This is a genomic window from Kriegella aquimaris (assembly GCF_900103215.1).
Lineage (GTDB): Bacteria > Bacteroidota > Bacteroidia > Flavobacteriales > Flavobacteriaceae > Kriegella > Kriegella aquimaris.
In genome coordinates this window covers 645,367-665,567 of sequence record NZ_FNGV01000001.1, presented here as the reverse complement: position 1 = coordinate 665,567, position 20,201 = coordinate 645,367, and the positions used below count along the sequence as shown (strand labels likewise).

15 protein-coding genes are annotated in these 20,201 nt (G+C 38.6%); 3 read left to right on the top strand and 12 right to left on the bottom strand.

All coding sequences use genetic code 11. The annotated features are described in order from the left end of the window. Positions 1–299: 299 nt before the first annotated feature. The 8 genes from BLS33_RS02915 to BLS33_RS02880 all read right to left on the bottom strand — a co-directional run bounded on the left by BLS33_RS02915 (position 300) and on the right by BLS33_RS02880 (position 8,238). Positions 300–1,751, bottom strand: a complete 1,452-nt coding sequence (locus BLS33_RS02915) for a serine hydrolase domain-containing protein (RefSeq protein ID WP_089885094.1) — start codon at positions 1,749–1,751, stop codon at positions 300–302. Positions 1,752–2,086: 335 nt separating this feature from the next. Further along, the gene (locus BLS33_RS02910) at positions 2,087–2,890 is read right to left on the bottom strand and encodes a TraB/GumN family protein (RefSeq protein WP_245731255.1); all 804 of its coding nucleotides are present in this window, start codon (positions 2,888–2,890) and stop codon (positions 2,087–2,089) included. Positions 2,891–3,143: 253 nt separating this feature from the next. Next, positions 3,144–3,668 (bottom strand): DinB family protein, encoded by a 525-nt coding sequence (locus BLS33_RS02905; RefSeq protein WP_089885089.1) that lies wholly within the window; start codon positions 3,666–3,668, stop codon positions 3,144–3,146. 155 nt (positions 3,669–3,823) lie between these two features. Beyond that, positions 3,824–4,651 carry a hypothetical protein gene (locus BLS33_RS02900; protein WP_089885088.1) on the bottom strand — a complete coding sequence of 276 codons (828 nt, stop codon included), beginning with the start codon at positions 4,649–4,651 and terminating at the stop codon, positions 3,824–3,826. 242 nt (positions 4,652–4,893) lie between these two features. Next, complete coding sequence (locus BLS33_RS02895; RefSeq protein ID WP_089886192.1) at positions 4,894–5,715, bottom strand: carbonic anhydrase; 822 nt, start codon at positions 5,713–5,715, stop codon at positions 4,894–4,896. A gap of 87 nt (positions 5,716–5,802) precedes the next feature. After that, positions 5,803–6,318 (bottom strand): hypothetical protein, encoded by a 516-nt coding sequence (locus tag BLS33_RS02890; RefSeq protein ID WP_089885086.1) that lies wholly within the window; start codon positions 6,316–6,318, stop codon positions 5,803–5,805. A gap of 185 nt (positions 6,319–6,503) precedes the next feature. Then, positions 6,504–7,454: a nitrilase family protein gene (locus BLS33_RS02885; protein WP_089885084.1), complete on the bottom strand. Its 951-nt coding sequence runs from the start codon at positions 7,452–7,454 to the stop codon at positions 6,504–6,506. Positions 7,455–7,695: 241 nt separating this feature from the next. Beyond that, a complete protein-coding gene (locus tag BLS33_RS02880) occupies positions 7,696–8,238 on the bottom strand; it encodes a DinB family protein (RefSeq protein WP_089885082.1) in 543 nt (180 codons plus the stop codon). A 481-nt stretch (positions 8,239–8,719) separates the two neighbouring features. On the opposite strand from BLS33_RS02880, the gene BLS33_RS02875 reads away from it, so the two are divergent. Then, entirely contained in the window at positions 8,720–9,043 is a 324-nt protein-coding gene (locus BLS33_RS02875; RefSeq protein WP_089885080.1) for a hypothetical protein, read from the top strand. 200 nt (positions 9,044–9,243) lie between these two features. Here the strand turns inward: BLS33_RS02875 and BLS33_RS02870 are convergent, their stop codons facing one another. Further along, on the bottom strand, positions 9,244–10,296 hold the full coding sequence (locus tag BLS33_RS02870) for a glycoside hydrolase family protein (RefSeq protein ID WP_089885078.1): 1,053 nt from the start codon (positions 10,294–10,296) through the stop codon (positions 9,244–9,246). A 611-nt stretch (positions 10,297–10,907) separates the two neighbouring features. Here BLS33_RS02870 and BLS33_RS02865 point away from each other — a divergent pair. Together BLS33_RS02865 and BLS33_RS02860 are read left to right on the top strand one after the other, a co-directional pair. Further along, positions 10,908–14,189 carry a SusC/RagA family TonB-linked outer membrane protein gene (locus BLS33_RS02865; protein ID WP_218129524.1) on the top strand — a complete coding sequence of 1,094 codons (3,282 nt, stop codon included), beginning with the start codon at positions 10,908–10,910 and terminating at the stop codon, positions 14,187–14,189. 4 nt (positions 14,190–14,193) lie between these two features. Then, positions 14,194–15,756 carry a SusD/RagB family nutrient-binding outer membrane lipoprotein gene (locus BLS33_RS02860; protein WP_089886188.1) on the top strand — a complete coding sequence of 521 codons (1,563 nt, stop codon included), beginning with the start codon at positions 14,194–14,196 and terminating at the stop codon, positions 15,754–15,756. Positions 15,757–15,870: 114 nt separating this feature from the next. Here the strand turns inward: BLS33_RS02860 and BLS33_RS02855 are convergent, their stop codons facing one another. The 3 genes from BLS33_RS02855 to BLS33_RS02845 form a co-directional block, all read right to left on the bottom strand. Next, positions 15,871–16,710, bottom strand: a complete 840-nt coding sequence (locus BLS33_RS02855) for a helix-turn-helix domain-containing protein (protein WP_176801307.1) — start codon at positions 16,708–16,710, stop codon at positions 15,871–15,873. 692 nt (positions 16,711–17,402) lie between these two features. Continuing rightward, the gene (locus tag BLS33_RS02850; protein WP_089885073.1) at positions 17,403–18,629 is read right to left on the bottom strand and encodes a Gfo/Idh/MocA family protein; all 1,227 of its coding nucleotides are present in this window, start codon (positions 18,627–18,629) and stop codon (positions 17,403–17,405) included. Positions 18,630–18,786: 157 nt separating this feature from the next. After that, entirely contained in the window at positions 18,787–20,157 is a 1,371-nt protein-coding gene (locus BLS33_RS02845; RefSeq protein WP_089885070.1) for an MBL fold metallo-hydrolase RNA specificity domain-containing protein, read from the bottom strand. Positions 20,158–20,201: the final 44 nt, after the last annotated feature.

Sequence of the window (20,201 nt, the reverse complement as noted above, 5' to 3'; positions counted from 1 at the left end):
AAAATATAGCTTTAGCTATTTTGATGCAGGAATAAAATTGGGGAAGCCTTGTATTATACCCTTAAAAATACATTAAAATTGGTAATCTAAAAACCAGTTTTTTTAGAAAGGGTTATCGGATGGAGCTAATTAGATGCAATGCCCTAAGCCACCTGTGCATATCGGCAATTTGTCAAGGCACCTGAGATGGGCTTACCAATCGATGCCTAATACCAAAAAAGCCTCTTAAAGAGGGGTATATGTATCTGTTTTCTCAGAATTAGCGGCTTGTGCAACGGTTACGGTTATTTAGCACAGTCTTATTCGCTCAATTGTTCAATCATTTTTATTGAATAATCTATTTGACGTTGATCGTCACTCGTTGCTAATTCAGGAACTTTTTTAAAATATTCAATAGCCTTTTCATTATCTCCATTTGTTCTATAGTATTGCGCTAATCCGAAATACCCTCCAAAATAATTTGGAAACCCTGTTTTAATCAATTCAAATATTTTCAGTGTTTTCTCAGGTTCTTTTTTCATATATCTAAAACCTAAAGAGACTAAATCTTTTTCTACAATATCATATTTTGTAGTGTTAGACTTTAGGTGGTTAAATTTGTTCGTAATATTTTCTATTCCATTTTCCTCAATGTCTTTTTCAAGTAATACATCAGCTGGGATTGGAATTTTACCATCGGAAAAATAGCTTGCTAAAAAATATGCTTTGCGTCCTAGTCCTCCATAATCTGTGGTATTCGTATAAATCACTACTGAAATTTTCTCTGCAGGAATCCGTAGCGAAAAATTTAAGAAACCTGTTGTACTACCACCATGTCTTAAATACTTTTTATCATTTTTTATATCGATTTGCCACCCAAAACCATAGCCTGTTGTATCGGTTTTTCCATTTTCATCCCAATTTGAAAAAGCATCGTTTCTCAAATCTGTTTTTACAAGTGTTTCATCATATAAACTGCTGTCCCAATGCACATAATCACTAACAGACGAGTAAATTCCACCATCGCCTTGAATGGCCGACCGTGTATTTTGGTCTTTATTTTCATATATCGTGTCATTGAATTTGTAACCATATGCACGATTTTTAATCGGTAAGTCTTTTAAGTAAACGGTGCTATTGGCCATACCTGTTTTTTCAAAAATCTCCTTATCCATAAATTCTTTAAAAGATTTACCCGAAACTCGTTCTATGATCATTGCCAAAACAGCATAGCCCGAATTACTGTATTGGAATTTGGAATTTGCCGGAAACAAAAGGCTGTCCTGTTTTATAAGGAGGTTAAGCACATCTTTATCGACAAGCTGTTTTTCCGCATCTGCAGGATAAAGCTTGTTATAAGGTTGTAAACCTGACCTGTGCGACATTAAATTTTTTATCGTAATGTCTTTCCCATATTCTGGAAATTCAGGAATTACCTCTGTTAGTTTCGTACTGTAATTTAGTTTTCCCTGATTTATTAAAATTAAAATTCCCATTGCGGTAAACTGTTTGGTTACCGACGCGAGGCGATAGTTTGTTTCACAATTGGCAAGTATTTTGTTTTCTAAATCAGCATATCCAAAACTTTGACAATCCTTTATTTTGCCGTCTTTTATGACGATAAAACTTGCACTTGGTTTTTCTCCAATATAATCTTGGAACAGAAAATTTATTAATTTTTGTTCGACCTCCTTTTTTTCTACGATTCTTTCGGAAGTCTTACATCCGCAAATAAAAATTAAAAAGACTAAAATTAAATGTGTGTACTTCATTTTTCTTCTTTATGCCTAACGCGTTATATAGCTATGAAATATAGCTTTAGCTATTTTGATGCGGGGTTAAAATAGGGGAAGTCTAATATTCTACTGTTTAAAAATACATTAAAATCGGTAATCTAAAAACCTAAGATTTGTAGGCGCGGCAATCGGAGGGCGATTTTTAGGGCGTACCCCAGCGGGTTGTATATATGGGCATTTTTCCAAGGTACCCATCTTGGTTTTCCATTGCTGACTTGACACTCAAAAAGCCTGTTAAAGAGAGGTAGTTGTAGCTTTTTTTTCTGAATGAACAGCTTGTGCAACGGTTGCCGTAGGTGGTGGTAGTTTCTTTATCTTAAGTTTATTGGTGTAAGGGTATAACCGAGCCTTTGTAACTGGTTGATCAGGCCACAGTCGTACATTAAATGACTTAATCCGACGGCAATAAAACAATTCTTTGTATCTAGCAACTTCCTAATTTTTTTGATCCAGGTATTATTTCTGTCAGTTAAGACAAGTGCGTTGCTACAGGGGCTATATAGTTGGTAGTCAATTTCCATTTGGGCATACCAGTCGGTTTCCCCACAGTCGTTTCTGTTTTCAGTTCTAATTTTAGCTATAATATTGGAGAGCCTCCTTTTGTGGGTTCTTTTGGGCATTCCGTCAACGTCTTTGTTGATCAGTGCTATTTGTTCTTCGGTCGTTTCTAGTCCGTACAGTGCTATATGCTTTTCATTCGCCATCGAACCGATATAATCATCTAAAGAAAGAGAAGTGTCATTCGAACCTTTGTTTAAACAGACTTGCTGTTTGAAACGCCTATTTAAAAAAGCGTACATTTCTGATGGTCTCATTTTGCTATAATCTGTTGGGCTTTTGGCAAACAAGTTTTTTATAAACGTCAAATCATTTCGGTTCAAATACGTGCGCCATTTCACTACTTTTTTTCGGTTGTTAATTATATCTTCGGCGGTATGCCCCGGAATATTTAAATTCTCTTTTATAACAATTTCCGAACCGGATAAAGCTTGATTGGCTGCTGTTAAAGAATCAAAAAACAATTTTCCAAAAGCGTGATGCGTCCCAAATAAATAGGATGTTTTTGTTGAATTTGTGGCTGTAATCTTATAGAGGACTGTTTTGCTTGAAAGCATATCACGATTATTTTGCCCCAATACTAAACTTGAAGTACATAATAAAAGTAGTAGCGTTGTAATTTCCCTTAGTCTCATTATTGTTTCTTGTGTACGTATTTCATGACGGATCAATAGGCGACACAACGGTCTTGGCAATGTGTAGTTGCTTGGGCCAGCACTTAACGTTGTAGGTACACACTAGGCTAAATATGCGCGAGCCCCGACGCTTCAGGGTTCGAAAGTAGGCCAGGCCATTGTCGCACGGCCCTTTTTATTCGTTCGTTTTTAGTCCGAAATCATATCTTTCATCAACAATTCTCTTTAAAATTCCTAATTGTCCGCAATGCCACATGGCATGTTTGATGTTCCAATCTAATGCCTCGTATTTGTTTTTAGCAGTCGGATGAGGCATTTCTGTTGGTTCCAATGGGTTCTCCAAATCGTATACCGATAACGATTCGATAATCTCCAAAGACTTTTTCTGAACTATTTTTAATTGTGAAACTAAATCAGTCGGATTGGTTTTTCCAACAGAATTTATGGGCTTTGCATTTGTAAATAACTTGTTATATTCCTGGAGCGGTATTTTCTTTATCACGTCTATTTGATGCCCTTTTATTACCATAATCGAATGATAGTAAAACGACATTATCAAATGACCAATTTGCCACGTTACATTGGTTTCTATATTCTCGGGAATTTCGTCCCATTTTTCCGTTGGAATACTTTCGATCAGCCTGTTTGTCCATTCGTAGGCATCTTCCGTTTGCCTTTTTAAATGTTCGGTAATTTTCATCTTTATTTACAATTTCCTTGGTTTGATAAGTACACCAAAATGGTCAGGGCTATGCGTAGTTGTAATGTTAATCACTTAACATTATAAGAGCGTGCCAAGCTGAAAATTAGCGAGCCTCGACGCTAGGGGGTTGGTAAGTCGACTTGTGCCGATTTTTAATTTTCGTAATACTCTTTTAGAACAATATTTTTGTCTTTGATACGTCTTTTCAATTCGCTTAAAATATAGTATCTATGCATAAACCCACACAATACAACTATTCTCTTACCCTTATTTTTTTCCGAAATCGTCATTATGTTTTTGGCCATTGTTCGGTTTCTTAAATCCCAGAAATTCGCCCAAAGTTGGTAACCATTCCTAAAACTTATTTTTTCACCATTTGGTTTTGTTACGAACCTGTTGGCAAATTCTTCTCGTGCATTCGTGATTTTTGGAATCATTTGATATTGGTAAAATTGACGATGCTCACATAAGCTATCCCCTTTAGAATTATTCCAACCTTTAGGACTATTTGAAGCGAGTACTTTTAAAGGTTCTAGCGCATCTTGGTAGGCTTTGAAAATTTCAGCTTCTGATGCTGTTAATAAATCAGCTTTATATAAACTATCAATTAATTTTAGTGTTAATCCATCAGTGGGTCGCATTCCTTTGTCAATTCTATATTGATTTCTACCTTCAAATTCAAAGGGTCTTAATTTAGTCGTTGGGTATTTCAAGCGATATTTTTCAGAAGCTAAAAGTTCATTTTCTTTTACTTCTTTCAATTTGAAATCAGGGGTGAATTTAATGGAATCCAACTCGAGTAATATCAGGTCTGGTTTTACCTCTTCTAATATATCAAAAAGTATGTCTGAATTGAAATTAGGTACAGGTTTATGTTGAGTTCCAATAACAATAATTTCAGTCTCACTTTCCGCTTTTTTCTCTGTTTTACAAGAAGAAAATGTTATTAATAGTTGTAATGCTAATAGGTTTGTTTTCATTTATTTTTTATTATTACCAAAGGTCTTGTGCATGAAACGTAGCCTGTAAATTGACGCTAACTGATCGAATCAACGCAGAGCCATAACGACGTTTCGCGATTACCTTTTTTATCATATCAATTTTAAAAGCCTCCTTAAGTTTTGGGAAAAAAAATTGTGGGACTGCCTAAATAAGCAAAAACCTCTCATAAGGCTTGTATTAGCAAAGTTCGATAAAATTCTTTGGCCTACGTTTCTTAATGTTAACGACTGGTATATTGTTTTATAGTTCTTCCATTAATGGGTTGTTCATCTCTATAATTGTTTAGTGGCATTAATTTTTGTAATTGTTTTACTTGGTCCAGTGAAATGGTAATGGGTGTTTTAAAGACAAACCATGTTACATTCTGGGTGCAAGGAGGTGTCGTCAATGAACCACTATAAGTGTAATACCCCATATCTTTAGGTAAATTTTGATTAAGATCAAAATCAGTATCGATCAATTTTGTCGTTCCGGTGTTAATAGGAAGGAATTTTTCTAAAAAAGTAAAGGGTTCGCTACTTTCCCCTTCTTGCGCCATGATTGCCAAAACTACGATTTTATTATCCTTACTAACATGAACTAAATGCATCTCCAATGGATATCGAATTCCATTTATAGTATGTTCCGACGGTTCATGAAAGTGAATTTGTTTTAATCTGTATTCATTGTCATTCAAGATAATAAAATCACCTTTTTCAAAATTATACTGAATTGAGTGACCATTATTGGTTATTTCATGAATTTTAACATTGGCCGAATAGTGAATATCTATCGGTTTTAACGAAGCTTCGTCTATCGCATTTACATCGATAATGTTGATAGGTGATTGCCGTTTTCCGTCGCAGTCAGATTCTTTTTCAATTTCTATCCAATGTTCTGGCCCCGTCTCGCCTTCGTACGTCCAGTGCTTATGCTCTTTTTGATGAACTATTTCGTGTTCATCTTCATTTACAGTAGAATCAGTGGCCTTGTTTTCTATTTTATTCTTGCAGGAAAATATAGCTAGGACAATTAAAATAAAAAGGGGTAATTTAGTATTCATTTTATAATTGATTAAATCTTTCATAAATGGCTAAAGTTGATATAAACGGTCGTTTTAAGAATATTTATTCAATGTCAGGAGCAGGTGTTATAATTCATTTTCTTTTAAATCTTTGGCTAAACTTGCCACTTTCAATCTTTTATTCCGCTTCAAATATTCTAAGTCAGATGAATTGTCGATCATTAGCTGGCGATTATAATAATTTATATGTTCAAGAACAGCGAAAAGATTGGCTAAGACTCCCCACAAAATTAAGTTTTCTGGAATAAATTGCCACTCATTTAGATAAAATTGGAATCCAAATATTATTGGGATAAGACCAATTAATATCAAGTTGATCTTTTTGGAATTCTTGAAAATATTTAAATTTTTCTCTTGATTGAAGGGCTTGTTCATCAATCTGTATAACTTCAATTTCCAATAATGCTGCCCTTGAATTAATATTATGATACAGATTAAAACTCCGTATAACAGAAAAAATATATCCGTAAATGAATTTTCAAGAATGAGATAAACTAAAATTGCGGGGAAAGTCACAAAAGCATGAAATCTTTCCATTGGGTAATAACTCTTCAATCTTTTAATCATTTTTCGCTTACTCATAGTTGTTTTAATTTGCACCTAAAGGTCTTGTATATGAAACGTATCGGTGTAAGCTTCCCTTATAACCGAACGGTTTAAAACTACATTAAAAAATTTTATCTAAAATCCGGTTTTTTGTAGGTAGGGCTATTATAGGGAAATTTTGAGGGTATATTCAAGATAGCAGATCATACATGGGCATTTTCTTAATGCTTGTTCTCATCTTGCTTCATCCATACGGGGGTAGTATCCGATTTATGGTCTGCGCCAATAATGTCTTTATAGAGTTCGGGTCTTCGTGCATTTTTGTACCTGAAACCTCCTGAGAGCTGAATTTTCTCTTTTGTTATCTTTGAAATTGTAATGTCGTTCTCAAATGATTTTATCTCCGATAGTACTTCGCCATAAGGATCGATGATCATCGAATTCCCATTTTTCAAATGTTCACCATCATAACCGATAGGGTTTGTAAATGCATAATACACACCATTATCGTATGCCCTTGCCGGTAGCCAGCGCATTAACCAGCGCCTTCCCTTTGGTCCGTCAAATTCCATACGTAAGGAAACAGGATCATTTTCGCGATTCTGCCAATAGTTGTCAGCTACATAACCGCGATGTGGCATTGCCGATGGTGTACAGCCGGTAACGTGGGGTGCGAAAATCAATTCGGCTCCCAAAAGGCTTGTGGCCCGAACGTTTTCGATTACGTTATTATCGTAGCAAATTAGAATTCCGCATTTCCAACCGAGCAGGTCAAATACGCAATATTGGTCGCCAGCGGACATATAGGTGCTAATAAAAGGATGTATTTTTCGATACTTTGCGACCACACCGTCTCCGGTAACACAGATGTACGTATTGTATATTTTTCCATCCGATTTTTCCACAAGACCTGCCAAAATCGGAAGATTTAATGCTTTGGAAATCGCAATCAATTCTTGCGTACTTTGTCCGTTGGGCACCTCTTCTGCCAACACTGTTAGCGCTTCTAGGCTTAAATCTTTGGTAAAGGTGTAGGCAGTAATCGACATTTCGTGAAAACTGATCAAGTCCGCTCCGTTGGATTTTGCTTTATCAGCTAGCTTTCGAATAATTGATAAATTGTAGGCTTTGTCTCCGTCCTTTGGCTGAAATTGGGCAACTGCTAAATTCATATTCGAATGAGTATTGGAGTTAATTTGTACGTGGATGGCAAAACTTATTGATTTTATTTTAAATACCTTCCGAATAATCGGGATAAAATTTGGCGGTCTTTAAAAATAAAAGATGACCATCTTTGAATCTCTGTGTTAGCCGATTTTTAATAACGTTGGTACCATTTTATAGTTTTTTCAGAGGTCAAATCATTTCGCTAAATTACGTTTACTGTCTTATGTTCGATTCAGTTTGTTTGAATCATTGAAACAAAACGTATCTAGGTGGAACAAGTCCGTTTAGTCTCATATATACAAGCATTTGTCCTCTATGATGAGTTATGTGGTCGGCAAGTAATAAGAAAATTTGTCGCTTTGTCCGATTCAATCCGAAATAGTCTAGCTCGTCATCGAATTGTGTTGTATCGAATTGCTTAATTAATTTTATGGTTTCATCAAATGTCTTATTAATTGTTACAGTCATTTCTTCTTTAGATTTGTTGGCAACCTTAAAAATTGTGTCAGTTTTCCAATCCCTTGATTCTCGTCCACCTAGCAATGACTGACTATGCCAATCCATGGCATATCCTATATGCATTAAATTTTCGGCAAAGGTCATTGACTCTGGTGATGCCCTAAAATCATATTTGTCTTCTGGCATTGTTTCTGCGACAAGAATTGAGTACTTACGGGAACTTTCCAATCGTTCCAAATAGTCCTTGATAAAGCTATCCTGTTGTGCAAATAGCGGAGATGCCACCGAACTAAATAGCATAACGCTTGTTAGAAGAAGTATATATTTCATAGTACTTAAATTTTGTTTCACGGTACGTTCCGAAATAAATGGCTACTTATTTATATAGCTGTAAAATATAGCCGTATACCCTGCATTAGGGAGGGTAAAAATCAGGTTAGCTCATATTATACCTTTTAAAAGTACTGTAAAGTTAGTGATTTGAAAGCCTATTCTATATAAGAATGATTGTAGGATGAACAGCAGCTAAGCAATGAGCAAGATAGATGATCTTAGGTGTAAATTCTTCCGGTGATAAGTTTGACGATGGCACTTTCTAGCGGAAAGGCATTTATGTTCCGAATAATTACCCTTTAAGAAAGGTCTTTACAGAGCTCAAATTTCATTTTAATTCCACATTTGACCTGTCCATTTTTTTATGTTGGCTAGGGTGTATAATCAAGACTAAAACAATAATAGCATCAGAATGATATTTATCATTTGTATTAACTATTCAAGCGTGTACTTTTAAATTCTTATAAAATTTGACGTTATGGATAAAATTAAAAAAAGTACACACAACAAAATTTATTGGATTTTAATTGTTCTGTCGCTAATAATTGGGATTTCAATTTACGGGCCTCTCAAAGATGAATTTACTCTTCAGTTTCTTCTTTTCTTCTCGGGGCTACCTTTCTTTTTATTTGTAATAGGAAGTTTTGGATTATTGTGGCCAAAAATTAAACCTGATGGAGAGGAAATTTATATTAAACACGCCTTGCTAATAGGAATTCTTTTTATAATCCTGTTTTTTATTCATGTTTGGATCATCTTGCCGCGCATTTGTCCTGATTTTGGTTCATGTTTGGGAGTTTGATTTATTCTAAAGAATTCCTAGTTTAATCGTATGCCATAAGGAAGGGGGCAAATCAGGTTAGCTCAATTTGTGCCATTTAAAAATACGTAAAATTTGCAACCTTAAAACTATTTCTGGTAAGTGGAATTATCGGTTACATCGCAGTTCTTGTCAAACCCTAGCTAGGTGGGGGTGAAGTGTCAACTATTCGTTATGCCGTCTTATTTTGACAAGTCTTTTGAGGTTGCCAAGGCGATTACCCTACCTTGATCCCCCACGGCGTTGTAAAAGTGGTACACAATACCTTTCCATTTAATCACCCAAGGTTTATGGGCATACTTTGTATCATACGGCTCTGAAGAAGCGATCAGGTCTTCCCCTTGCCAATCGGTCCAGTTAATTAAATCGTAGGAGCAGGCGAACCGTTCAAAAGCACCGGGTTTCCAGAAGGCCCCAAAATAGAACATGACGTAGAGATCATCGATTTTTGTAATTTGTGCATCGCCACAAATGCCCTTTTTCCGGGTAATAACAGGGTCTTCCCCGAATCGTTGCCATGTTTTCATGTCGTCGGATACGGCCATTGCAATACTTTCATAGTCACCCGTATTTCCCTTAGCGTTGTAATACATCACAAAGGGGTGCCCGGTATGCTCAAGGCTATCATGAATAACCAGACTTTTATAAATCGTTTTGTTCTCGAACCAACGTACATCTTTATCTTCGGGAGACAATAGCGGCGCATTGGTGGTGTTCCATTCTTTGGCTTCCGTTATGGTGTTGGAATTGGCCAAACCTATTTTTAAGATGCCCGATTCGTATCCGGCCGTGTTGCCGCCCAAATAGGTCATCCAGTAATTGTCTTCATATTTTTCTACGGAATAATCGCCACCCCAATCAATATTGACAAGTGATAGGTAGCCCGCTTTTTGGTTGGCATCCCATGTATCCTTTGTAAACGATAGTATTTTTCCTTTCGATTCCCATTGGAGTAAATCATCACTTTGCGATAACCAGGTTTCATACCCTTGGCCATCAAAAATAATGTAAGTCATATACCAAATACCATTTTCGCGATAGATTGTGGGGCTGTCTACCAACTTTGTGCTGTCAGGTTGCCGCACAACAACGCCATATTTAAACGGAGTTTGGATCTCATTGAAAACGCGCTCCATTTCTTTTTGGGGCACCACCTTTTTTAAGGGGGTAGCAGACTGTTTACAACCAATTAAAACTAATAGTACTATTGTTATTAATACGAATTCTTTCTTCATTCTAAAGGTACCGATTCACCTTTTTTTTATTTGCCATAATTTCTATGTGTCGCTGTAGTGTACTGCGGTATACATTCCATATGAAGCGCGGAAAAAGGATTGGTTTATTTAATACCGTTTAAAAGTACATTAAAATTGGTAATCGGATGACCAGTTTCTTGAAAGCCGCTATCGGTAGTATGGCAATTAATGTCGAACTACAAGTGGTAAGCAAAACGTTTTGCCTGCTATAAATTAGTAGTATTTGTATTATAAAATTATGTAATCCGTGATATTTTTGGTAAAATTTTATCAATAATATAGGAAAACGATAAATACTATCTAAAATTCAAGTGGTTTTTGTTGCAATATGTACCCTTCTTTGTTTACAGGTTCTAGAATCTTTATTGAGTGCAGTAAAGTTCTGATAATAAACAGGGTCTACCTCAATTTTCTATGTATCTGTTTTTGATGGTAGTTCGAAAGCGTCGTAGGTAAAATTCTGGAACATTTCAAGCTTATTCTTAGTTCCCTCACAATAACTGAGAGACCAACTGCTCTATGCAGTATTTCTTGTATTGCATGGGCAGTTGGAATTTTATAAATGCTCATTTTAATTAAACAACGCAACTATGAAACACAATTGGTATTTATGGTGTATGTTACTTTTCATACACACTGGCGCAACGGCTAAAAATTATGTGTCGTTTGCGTCGATGGCGGTTCTGAACCGGCCGAATTTCAACGAAAACCGCGATGAGTTTAAACTTCAGGCCAGCATCACTGGTCAAATCTTCGATGAAAATGGTGATCCCTTTTTAGGGGTTACAGTCATTTTAAAAGGAACCGCTACTGGTACGACCACGGATATGGAAGGTAGGTATTCCATTGCGGTGCCATCAGAAGAGAGTGTTCTTGTTTTTTCTTTCGTTGGTTATAATAAACAAGAGATTACTGTTGGAAACCGCACAGTAATCGACATAAGTCTTACGCCAGATGTTACCGCTTTAGATGAGGTAGTAGTCACCGGTCTTGGTATAAGAAAAAGTTCTAAAAAACTCGGTTACGCCGTTACATCGGTAAAACCTGAAGAGTTGACTAAATCAAGAACGGTCAACGTAATGGAATCGTTGGAGGGGCAGGTCGCAGGCTTGAACATTACGCCACCTTCTGCGGGAGCCGGCTCAAGTATGAAATTACGATTACGGGGGCAATCTGCATTTGCAGGGGCCAGTAACTCCCCACTTTTTGTAATTAATGGCCTTCCCATGGATCAAGGGGCAAGAGGAGCGAATGGTCGGGACAATCAAAGGGACCTTGGTGATAATCTTCAAAACATCAATCCCGACGATATAGAAAGCATGACTGTACTTAAGGGTGCGACCGCAGCCGCGATATATGGCGCAAGGGCAGCCAATGGAGCGGTTATTATTACCACAAAATCAGGAAGGCTGAATCAAGGCATCGGGGTCGATTTTAGTTCTAGTATTACCTTTTCACAGCCTTTGAATTTTATGGATGAAATAACGCAAACCGAATACGGTCAGGGTACCGGTGGAGTGCGACCACAAACTCAAGGAGAAGCCCAAAGTACCGGTCAGTTTGGTTTTGGTGAAAGATTGGATGGGGAGCCTACCATTAATTTTGATGGTGTTCAGCGGCCTTATTCGGCATATCCTTATAAACTATATGATTTTTTACGCACGGGAATCAATCAAATATATACCCTAGGGTTGTCAGGTGGTAATGAAAAGGGAAGTTTTCGGGCATCGTTTGCGAATACTGATGCCAATGGAATACAACCCGCCAACGAATACAAGAAGCGGATATTTAATGTTGGTATTAATTACAATGTCACCGAAAAACTCAATCTGTTATTGAACGTTAATTATGCCAACGAAGAGAACATAAATCCTCCTCAAATTGGGACCCAAGGGCCCGGTGCGGTCAACTTCTTTAATAGAACGACCGTATCAACACCAATTGAAGCCTATGAGCAAAGTGCAATTGACCCTGTAACAGGTGCAGAACTGAGAACAAATGGGTTCTTGGGCACCATCAATAACCCATATTATCAGTTGCAGAAAAATCAATTTTTTAACGATGACCGTAAACGTCTTTTTGGCACGGCCACCCTTAGGTACAATCTTACCGATTGGCTCTATTTGCAGGGCAGGTACAATTATGATTATGCCACCAATTTTATGGAATGGAATGATCTGAACGGTGCTGGGGCAACGACCATTTTTCAAGGCGATACCGGTTTTTATCGGGGGCGTTACGATATTCAGCAAAATGAATCTACAGATATAAATGCCGACTTTCTTATCGGGGGAACCAAAGAATTTGGGAAGTTTTCGGTCGATGCCAGTTTTGGCGGTAATACATGGCGATCAGAATTTCAGAGAAATGCCCAATTCTCCAGTCTTTTTGTTGTTCCGGATTTTTACTCGATTAAAAATGGAACCAGTTTTGGAACCAACGATGCAGATTATGAACCGTATCAATTCAGAAGGTTTAGGATCAACTCGCTCTACGGATGGGCGGAATTTGGTTACGACGATATGTTCTATTTGAATTTTACAGGAAGACAAGATTGGTTCTCTGTACTAAACCCGAACAACAATAGCGTCTTTTACCCTTCCGTTTCCGGAAGCTTTATATTCTCAGAGCTGATGAAAAACCAAAACTGGCTTAACTTCGGCAAATTGCGAGCGTCATGGGCTGAAGTGGGTAGTGCGAATGGTGTAGGCACGTTTGAAGGCATTTTAAATTATAACATCAATCCACCGTTCAATGGTCAAACCACCGCTGGCGTTGACGGTAATTTTGCTCCAAACCCATTTTTGCAGCCCTTTACGGTAACAGAAAAAGAAGCTGGTATTGAGATGAGAATGTTCAATAACAGGGTGCGACTCGATGTGGCCGCATTTCAAAAGGTCACTACCGATCAGATATTGAATGTTACACTTTCCAATGCTTCAGGATATGATAATTCAAAACAAAACAAGGCATCTTTAAGAAACAGTGGGTTGGAAACATTGATTGAGGTTACCCCCATACAAACCACGGATTTCAGTTGGACATCTTCTTGGAACAACGCCTACCTCTCAACCAAGGTTTTAGATGTGGGCAATGATAGCGGAAGCATATTGCTCGTGTATTTCAATGGTACTGGTAACGAATTCCTTGGAGAGTTAAGGTATACAGAAGGCTTGTCCATGAATCAACTATACACCAGAACCTATAGAAGAAACGACAGCGGGCAGATTCTCGTTAATGATGAAGGACGTTTGCTCGCTACCAATAGTGATACGCCTGGCGCAGAAAATACAAATGGTTTTCTTCCTGTGGGAAGTTCTATTCCAAAACATACCGGTGGATGGAACAACAACTTCACCTACAAAAACTTTAGTTTTGGAGTATTGATAGACTACAAATTTGGGGGTACCGTATTGTCTTCTACCCATTTGAACATGTTAAGACAAGGGCACTCAAAATTATCACTTGAAGGTCGTAGAGTAGGTGAAAATGGGATAGTGGTTCCCAACAGTGTTTATGAAAGTTCTGGCCAACCCAATACAACGGCGGTATCTAACTTACAGTCGTTTTATGCCGATTATAGAAATCTTCAAATAGGGGACCCCCTCACCTTTAAATCAGATTTTATCAAGTTAAGAAGCCTATCGTTGTCATATGATTTTACTGATGTACTCAATAAAATACCAGAGTTGAAATTTGTGAAGGGTTTGACATTTTCGGCTGCTTGCCGTAACGTGGCCATACTCCATAAAGACTTTCCAGGCCTTGACCCTGAGGCGATTCAATCTTCCGGTGACTTTAGGGCAGGGTATGAAAACTCTTCGCTTCCGACCACCCGCAATTATAATTTCAGCTTAAATGTTAAATTCTAAAAAAATGAAAAAGATAAAACATTTTATATATCTAGTTTTAATCCTTCTATTTCTTGGGGGATGTGACAAAGACTTTGTGGAAATCAATACAGACCCCTACGCGATAACCGATGTAGATCCCGCGCTCCTTTTTGCCGGTTCGCAACGAAGTTATCTAGGTTCGTGGGCCGCGGAACATACCATCGTACAACAATTTGTGAACCCATTTAATCAAGGGGCAACACTAGGTTTCAACTTTAATGCCGATATCGATGGAGTTTGCATCCCCAATTGGAATGATTCTTACCCTTCTGTAATCAGAAATTTGTTGCAGGCCGTAACACTTTTAGAAACGGATACCGATAGGGTCAACTTGTTGAGTATGATTCGTATATGGAAAGCGCAAGTGTTCATTGGGTTGGTTGACACCTACGCCGATGTACCCTACTTTGAGGCGGGAAAGGCTGTCAGCGATGTGGTTTATTTTCCGGTATACGATGATGATGCTGTAATTTATGATGATTTGTACACTGAGATTACCAGCGCAGTAGCAGCATTGAACCCTAGTGCCGATTATGTTTCCGAGGATCTTTTTTATGGAAGTAACAGTGAATTGCCCTCGGGTTCGGCTTCGGCACAGGTAGAAAAATGGAAAAAATTAGGGAACTCCCTTTTATTGAGATTGGGAATGCGTTATTCTAAAGTAGACCCATCAAGAGCACAGGCTATAGTAGCTGAAGCTTTTGCTGGCGGGGTTATGACTTCGAATACCGATAACGCCTATGTGAAATACGACGGAACTACGTTTGTTAACGGCAACATTGGACTGCGCGATTTTTCGTTTTTCAATTATGCCGCTGAGCCCTTCGTTAATCAACTGAAGGCAACCAATGACCCTCGTGGGCAATATATGCTTGCCATTTATGATGACCCTGGTTCCGTTGCCAACGATTCCGATCCTGATACCGATTTGGCCAACCAGTTTGGTGTACCTATAGGAGTCGATGATTCAGAGCTTTCAGATACATCGTTAGGATATCGCGGTTCCCGTGGTGCAGGTTTAGACTATTCGCAGATCAACGTATTTGCCGTAGCTTCTCCTGCTGCACCGGATTTCTACGTGACCTATGCGCAAACCGCACTATTAATGGCAGAAGCGGCCCAACGTGGTTGGATCAGTGGAGATCCCCAGACCTATTATGAAAACGGTATTAGGGCAGACATGGAGGCTTATGCACTTTATCCTGGTACGGCGCCGATCTCTACCTCAGAAATTGACGCTTATCTAGCGGAACCCGAAGTGGCCTACAATGCGACCGATGCGCTCGAATTGATCAATGTTCAGTACTGGGTGGTCAATTTTAGAAACGGAAAAGAGGCATTTGCCAATTTTAGAAGAACTGGATTTCCGTCTTTGCAAAGAAATGATTTTAACGACAACCTTTTGGCAAATGGTGGTGACGGTTTTGCCCATAGAATGTCATATCCCGATCGTGAAGGTTCTGCAAATTCCGATAATTATTCTGCAGCGGTACAAGCCATTGGCGGTGATGATTTAGTGTCCCGGGTATTCTGGGATGTAGAGTAGAAAATATTTATGTTGAGTTAGTTTAGTACTGTGCGGCTGTGTATTCATCGATATACGGCCGCCTTTTATTTAGCTGGCAGCCATATATGACAGTAATATAGTTTGTATTCATTCTTATGCTAAGAGATGTTTTTTACGATATTCCCTTGGTGTCATTATATTCTTTTTCTTAAAGGCGGCATTAAATCTACTAATGGAATTGAATCCCGATTGATAGGCCAAGGAGGTAATACTTTCTGTAGAAAACGCTAATTTTCTTTGGGCATAGAGAACCCGTTGCTCCATAATATAGTTTGATATGGTACAATTAAATGCTTTTTTGAAAATTGTATTGGCATAATCTGGGTGAACACCAACTTCTTTGGCTACATCGCAAACCTTAATGGGGTCTGTGAATTTACTAGCGATATACATGGCAATTCGCTCCACTAAGTTAATGGATGGGGGTGAAGCTTTTTGCAGGCATTGACCCGCCGATAGCGACTTTACCGCAAACCTTTTTAAATATGCACAAAATTCGAGCAGGCAGGCGGCATAGATTTCTTCATCTTCTTGCTCAAGTTCCTGAGTCCATTTTTCAAAACGTTTTTTGTCGAATTCGGCATCTTCAAAATGATGGGTGATGGCCTGCATTTCTCCCTTAAAAAGCACATCAAGAAATGCTTTTGGCAATTTCCATTCATGTAAAATTGAAAAAGGAACCGTAATTACATAATAAGGGGCATCTCTATCAAATTCAACGATCTGATGGGGCATTAAGGCCCAGAAGACCATTGTTGATCCTTTTTTTACCCTGAATTTACGATTGTGTATTAGGTAGGTTATCGAGCATTCTGGCAAATAGTTGATTTCTATTTCGTTATGCCGATCTGGCCTTTTCATTAGGCTAGGCCGCCATAGCTCACAAGTAAGCCCATAGGGTTTAAGGTCATGCCGGTATTCGTCAAATTTCATTAACATAGTTAAAACTGCTTGTCTTTAAACTGTTTTGTGAACTTGGTGACTCTTAAAATGGTAGCTGCCTTTAATCAAAAGTAAAGCAGACAACGAATAAATATACAATAAATAGAAGTAAAACGAAAATAAAAGAAAATAAAAGAAATAAAACTAAACTAAACGAAATAGTTATTTGATATGTTCAGCATGGAATATAGCCACGTAGTACGTTCTAAGTTTTTTGGAACTGTAATGCAATACATTTTAAACTTTAAAAATATCCGCTCCTCCAATTCAGAAAATTTCGAATTCAAAAAACTTAAGTCTTGTTTTTATGTTTCCGTCGGTGTTGTCTCGAGAAGCTCTTTTAATAAACCGGGCCCTAGAATTGTTTAAGGCCAGTGTATATTTTTTATCAAAGTCCTTTTCCTTGTCCCCCAAAAAAAAGAAATCACCTTACTATTTGCACGCCATTTCCCTTTTACATATTTATCAGTATTGGTGGTATTCCGACTTTATGATTAATATTCGGTCTGAAATACAAATATTCCGTCTCGCTTAAGATTCAATTAGGTGCTGTTCACCAACAAGTTTGAGATAGTATTCTTCGACCATGTCATCAGACTGAAAATAAATTTAGGCCAGCCAATTGTATATACCACTTTCAAAATAATAAAACGCATCAGCCTACCTATGTTGAGCGCGCCTAATCATTCATCAAAGTTGGGAATGCTTTTGTATTCCCCACCTTTTAATGCCGATTCATGGGCAATAATGCCTGGAGCGGTATAGGCCAACGCCTCATAAATGTTTACTTCCGGTTCCCTATCTTCGATAATGGATGAAATAAATTCGTGCGTAATAAAGGTATGCGAACCCCCATGGCCGCTAGTATGTCGCATCGCTTCGGGCAACGCATCGGTTTCATACCACTTTTCTTGATCGTAGGGCTTTAGTTCGGGATGGGCGACCGTAAAACCACCGTAATCTTTTACCAATTTATCACCTGCATGAACCGTGTGTACAGGTTGATTTTTATAGCCCATATAATAACTCATTTTGTCACCACGCCACTCTCCTTTTTCACAATGTGACAAGGCGCCTCGCCAACATACTTCGCCTATAAACGAATTTCCGCGATTGGTTTTGAAGAAGGCCGTTTCGTTCCAAAATGGATTGTTATATGGATTTCCTTTAAGGATGGGATCATCATCGCCCCAACCTAAACCGGTCACATGTGTTAGTCGCTCCCCAGTGACGGCAATCAAAAAAGCAGTGACATGAGTGGGGTACAACATGGGCGGTAATCCATGACGCCAGGTAGCCGAACCATCGGGGTTGAAATACAATTCTTCAAGACCCGGATGGTAATATTGGGCGGCGCTACTAAAGATATTACCAAACTTGCCGGCTTTATACATCTTCTTGGCGGTGATGGTTTCTTGTCTAAAGGTTGAAGTCTCGGCCATCATATATTTCTTGCCGGTAGACTTAACGGCTTGCAAAATTCGATAACAATCTTCGATGGTCAATGCTGCGGGTACTGCACACAATGCATGTTTTCCTGCTTTTAGCGTTTGAACAACATGATTGGCATGATCCGGGGCAGGAGTGAATATCCCCACGGCCTCAATTTTCGGATCTTTCAGTAATAGCTCCAAGGAGTTATATGCCTTATTACATTTATAAGTGCTCATGAGCGCAGCACGTCGATCAGCCCTCAAATCACTAACCGCCTCGACGACGACATTCGGGTGCTCGTCAAAGAAAAATCCAAGGCCGAATCTTCCCCCAACGACACCAACACGAACTTTTCTAGTTGAAGTCGGAATGCCGGCAAAAGCGAATCGAGGTGAAATGGCAAGAGCCGTACCTGTGGCCGCGGTAATGCCTATAAAATTGCGACGGGAGAATTTTTTATTGTTTGGATTGTTCATTTATCGGTGTTTATTTTTAGTAATCTTTTTGTCAAAGACCGTAAAAATACGTTTCTGGAAATAGCCGACCAAATTACAAAGCCACTTTAAAATTGCTATGGATTTGGCATGGGTAGATCACACGATAAATCGGTTTGGGGAGCGTGTTTCGGGTCTTTTATACCATAACTTCGACGGTATCATTCAGCTTTGGAATCTGGACCTGCCAGCCGAACGTATCTTTGATCTTGACACGAAAAGCATCCAATGCCAAGGGTTCGCCATGTATCAAAAATACTTTTTCTGGAATGTTCTCGATATTTGACAGCCAGTATAATAACTCTTCTTGGTCGGCATGGGCCGAAAGACTTTCAAAATGTTCGATTTTTGCTTTTACAGGTATGTATTTTCCGAACAACTTAATCTCGTGGGCACCCTCAAGCAATTGTCGACCCCTAGTACCTTCCGCCTGAAATCCGACAAGCAAGACGGTGGTCGTGGGAATATCGATTAGCTGCTTTAGATAGGTGAGTACCCTTCCGCCTGTTACCATACCACTACCGGCAATTACGACTTTAAATCTTGTATCGTCGATTGTTTTCCAAGTATCTCTATAGGAGGTGATGATATTGAAATGGTTGCACATGGCACGGCATTCGTCAATAGGAAGCTTGTGCCAATCGGTATTGTTCTCGAAAACGGACAAAACATTGTTGCCCATGGGACTATCGATGAAAATTGGGATATTGGGAATGCGGTTCTTTTTATAAAGTTTCCATAAGACATACATCAATGACTGCAAACGCTCTACGGCGAAGGAAGGGATAATCAAATTCCCCTTCTGATGGATGGTTTCTTTGATAAGGGTAACCAAAATTTCTTCCACGTCCTCTTTAGGATGTAATTTGTTGCCATAGGTACTTTCCATAAAAAGATAATCTGCCCATTTCGGATGTTCGGGCGGCGATAATAATACATCTTCTTTTCGGCCTATATCCCCTGAAAAAACGAATACTTTCCCGAAGATATCCAATTCGATGAACGTTGCGCCTATGATATGGCCATTGTAGCGAAATTTGAAACGAATGTTCTCTGATAGCTCTATCCATTCATCTTTTTCCCCGTATTGAAAAAGGTCTATGGCTTTTTCGGCTTCCTTTATATTGTAAAATGGTAAGGCCGGATGATGCTTGCTATACCCTTCTGCATTCGCCCTTTCGGCATCTTCTTCATGAATTTTGGCACTGTCCCTTAAAATAATGGAGGTTATGGCCAAGGTCGGCGCGGTTCCAATTATTTTACCATGAAAACCCTCTTTCACCAATCGAGGAAGATAACCGGTATGGTCTAGATGCCCGTGGGTCAGTAATACCACATCGATTTTGGAAGCATCAATGGGCAAGGGTTGCCAATTTTGTTCGCGCAACTCTTTTAGGCCCTGAAACATACCGCAATCGACCATGATGTTTTGTTCCGGGGTTTCTAGGTAATATTTGGATCCGGTTACGGTTCCGGATGCACCTAGAAAGTGTATTTTGACTTTTTTCATTTCGCTTTATTTGAAAAGAATTTCTTTACTTTATCTGCTGATAA

Excerpts from the sequence above, each read along its gene's own strand:
- BLS33_RS02915 (WP_089885094.1), bottom strand. The coding sequence starts at position 1,751 with ATGAAGTACACACATTTAATTTTAGTCTTTTTAATTTTTATTTGCGGA.
- BLS33_RS02910 (WP_245731255.1), bottom strand. The coding sequence starts at position 2,890 with ATGCTTTCAAGCAAAACAGTCCTCTATAAGATTACAGCCACAAATTCA.
- BLS33_RS02905 (WP_089885089.1), bottom strand. The coding sequence starts at position 3,668 with ATGAAAATTACCGAACATTTAAAAAGGCAAACGGAAGATGCCTACGAA.
- BLS33_RS02900 (WP_089885088.1), bottom strand. The coding sequence starts at position 4,651 with ATGAAAACAAACCTATTAGCATTACAACTATTAATAACATTTTCTTCT.
- BLS33_RS02895 (WP_089886192.1), bottom strand. The coding sequence starts at position 5,715 with ATGAATACTAAATTACCCCTTTTTATTTTAATTGTCCTAGCTATATTT.
- BLS33_RS02890 (WP_089885086.1), bottom strand. The coding sequence starts at position 6,318 with ATGAGTAAGCGAAAAATGATTAAAAGATTGAAGAGTTATTACCCAATG.
- BLS33_RS02885 (WP_089885084.1), bottom strand. The coding sequence starts at position 7,454 with ATGAATTTAGCAGTTGCCCAATTTCAGCCAAAGGACGGAGACAAAGCC.
- BLS33_RS02880 (WP_089885082.1), bottom strand. The coding sequence starts at position 8,238 with ATGAAATATATACTTCTTCTAACAAGCGTTATGCTATTTAGTTCGGTG.
- BLS33_RS02875 (WP_089885080.1), top strand. The coding sequence starts at position 8,720 with ATGGATAAAATTAAAAAAAGTACACACAACAAAATTTATTGGATTTTA.
- BLS33_RS02870 (WP_089885078.1), bottom strand. The coding sequence starts at position 10,296 with ATGAAGAAAGAATTCGTATTAATAACAATAGTACTATTAGTTTTAATT.
- BLS33_RS02865 (WP_218129524.1), top strand. The coding sequence starts at position 10,908 with ATGAAACACAATTGGTATTTATGGTGTATGTTACTTTTCATACACACT.
- BLS33_RS02860 (WP_089886188.1), top strand. The coding sequence starts at position 14,194 with ATGAAAAAGATAAAACATTTTATATATCTAGTTTTAATCCTTCTATTT.
- BLS33_RS02855 (WP_176801307.1), bottom strand. The coding sequence starts at position 16,710 with ATGAAATTTGACGAATACCGGCATGACCTTAAACCCTATGGGCTTACT.
- BLS33_RS02850 (WP_089885073.1), bottom strand. The coding sequence starts at position 18,629 with ATGAACAATCCAAACAATAAAAAATTCTCCCGTCGCAATTTTATAGGC.
- BLS33_RS02845 (WP_089885070.1), bottom strand. The coding sequence starts at position 20,157 with ATGAAAAAAGTCAAAATACACTTTCTAGGTGCATCCGGAACCGTAACC.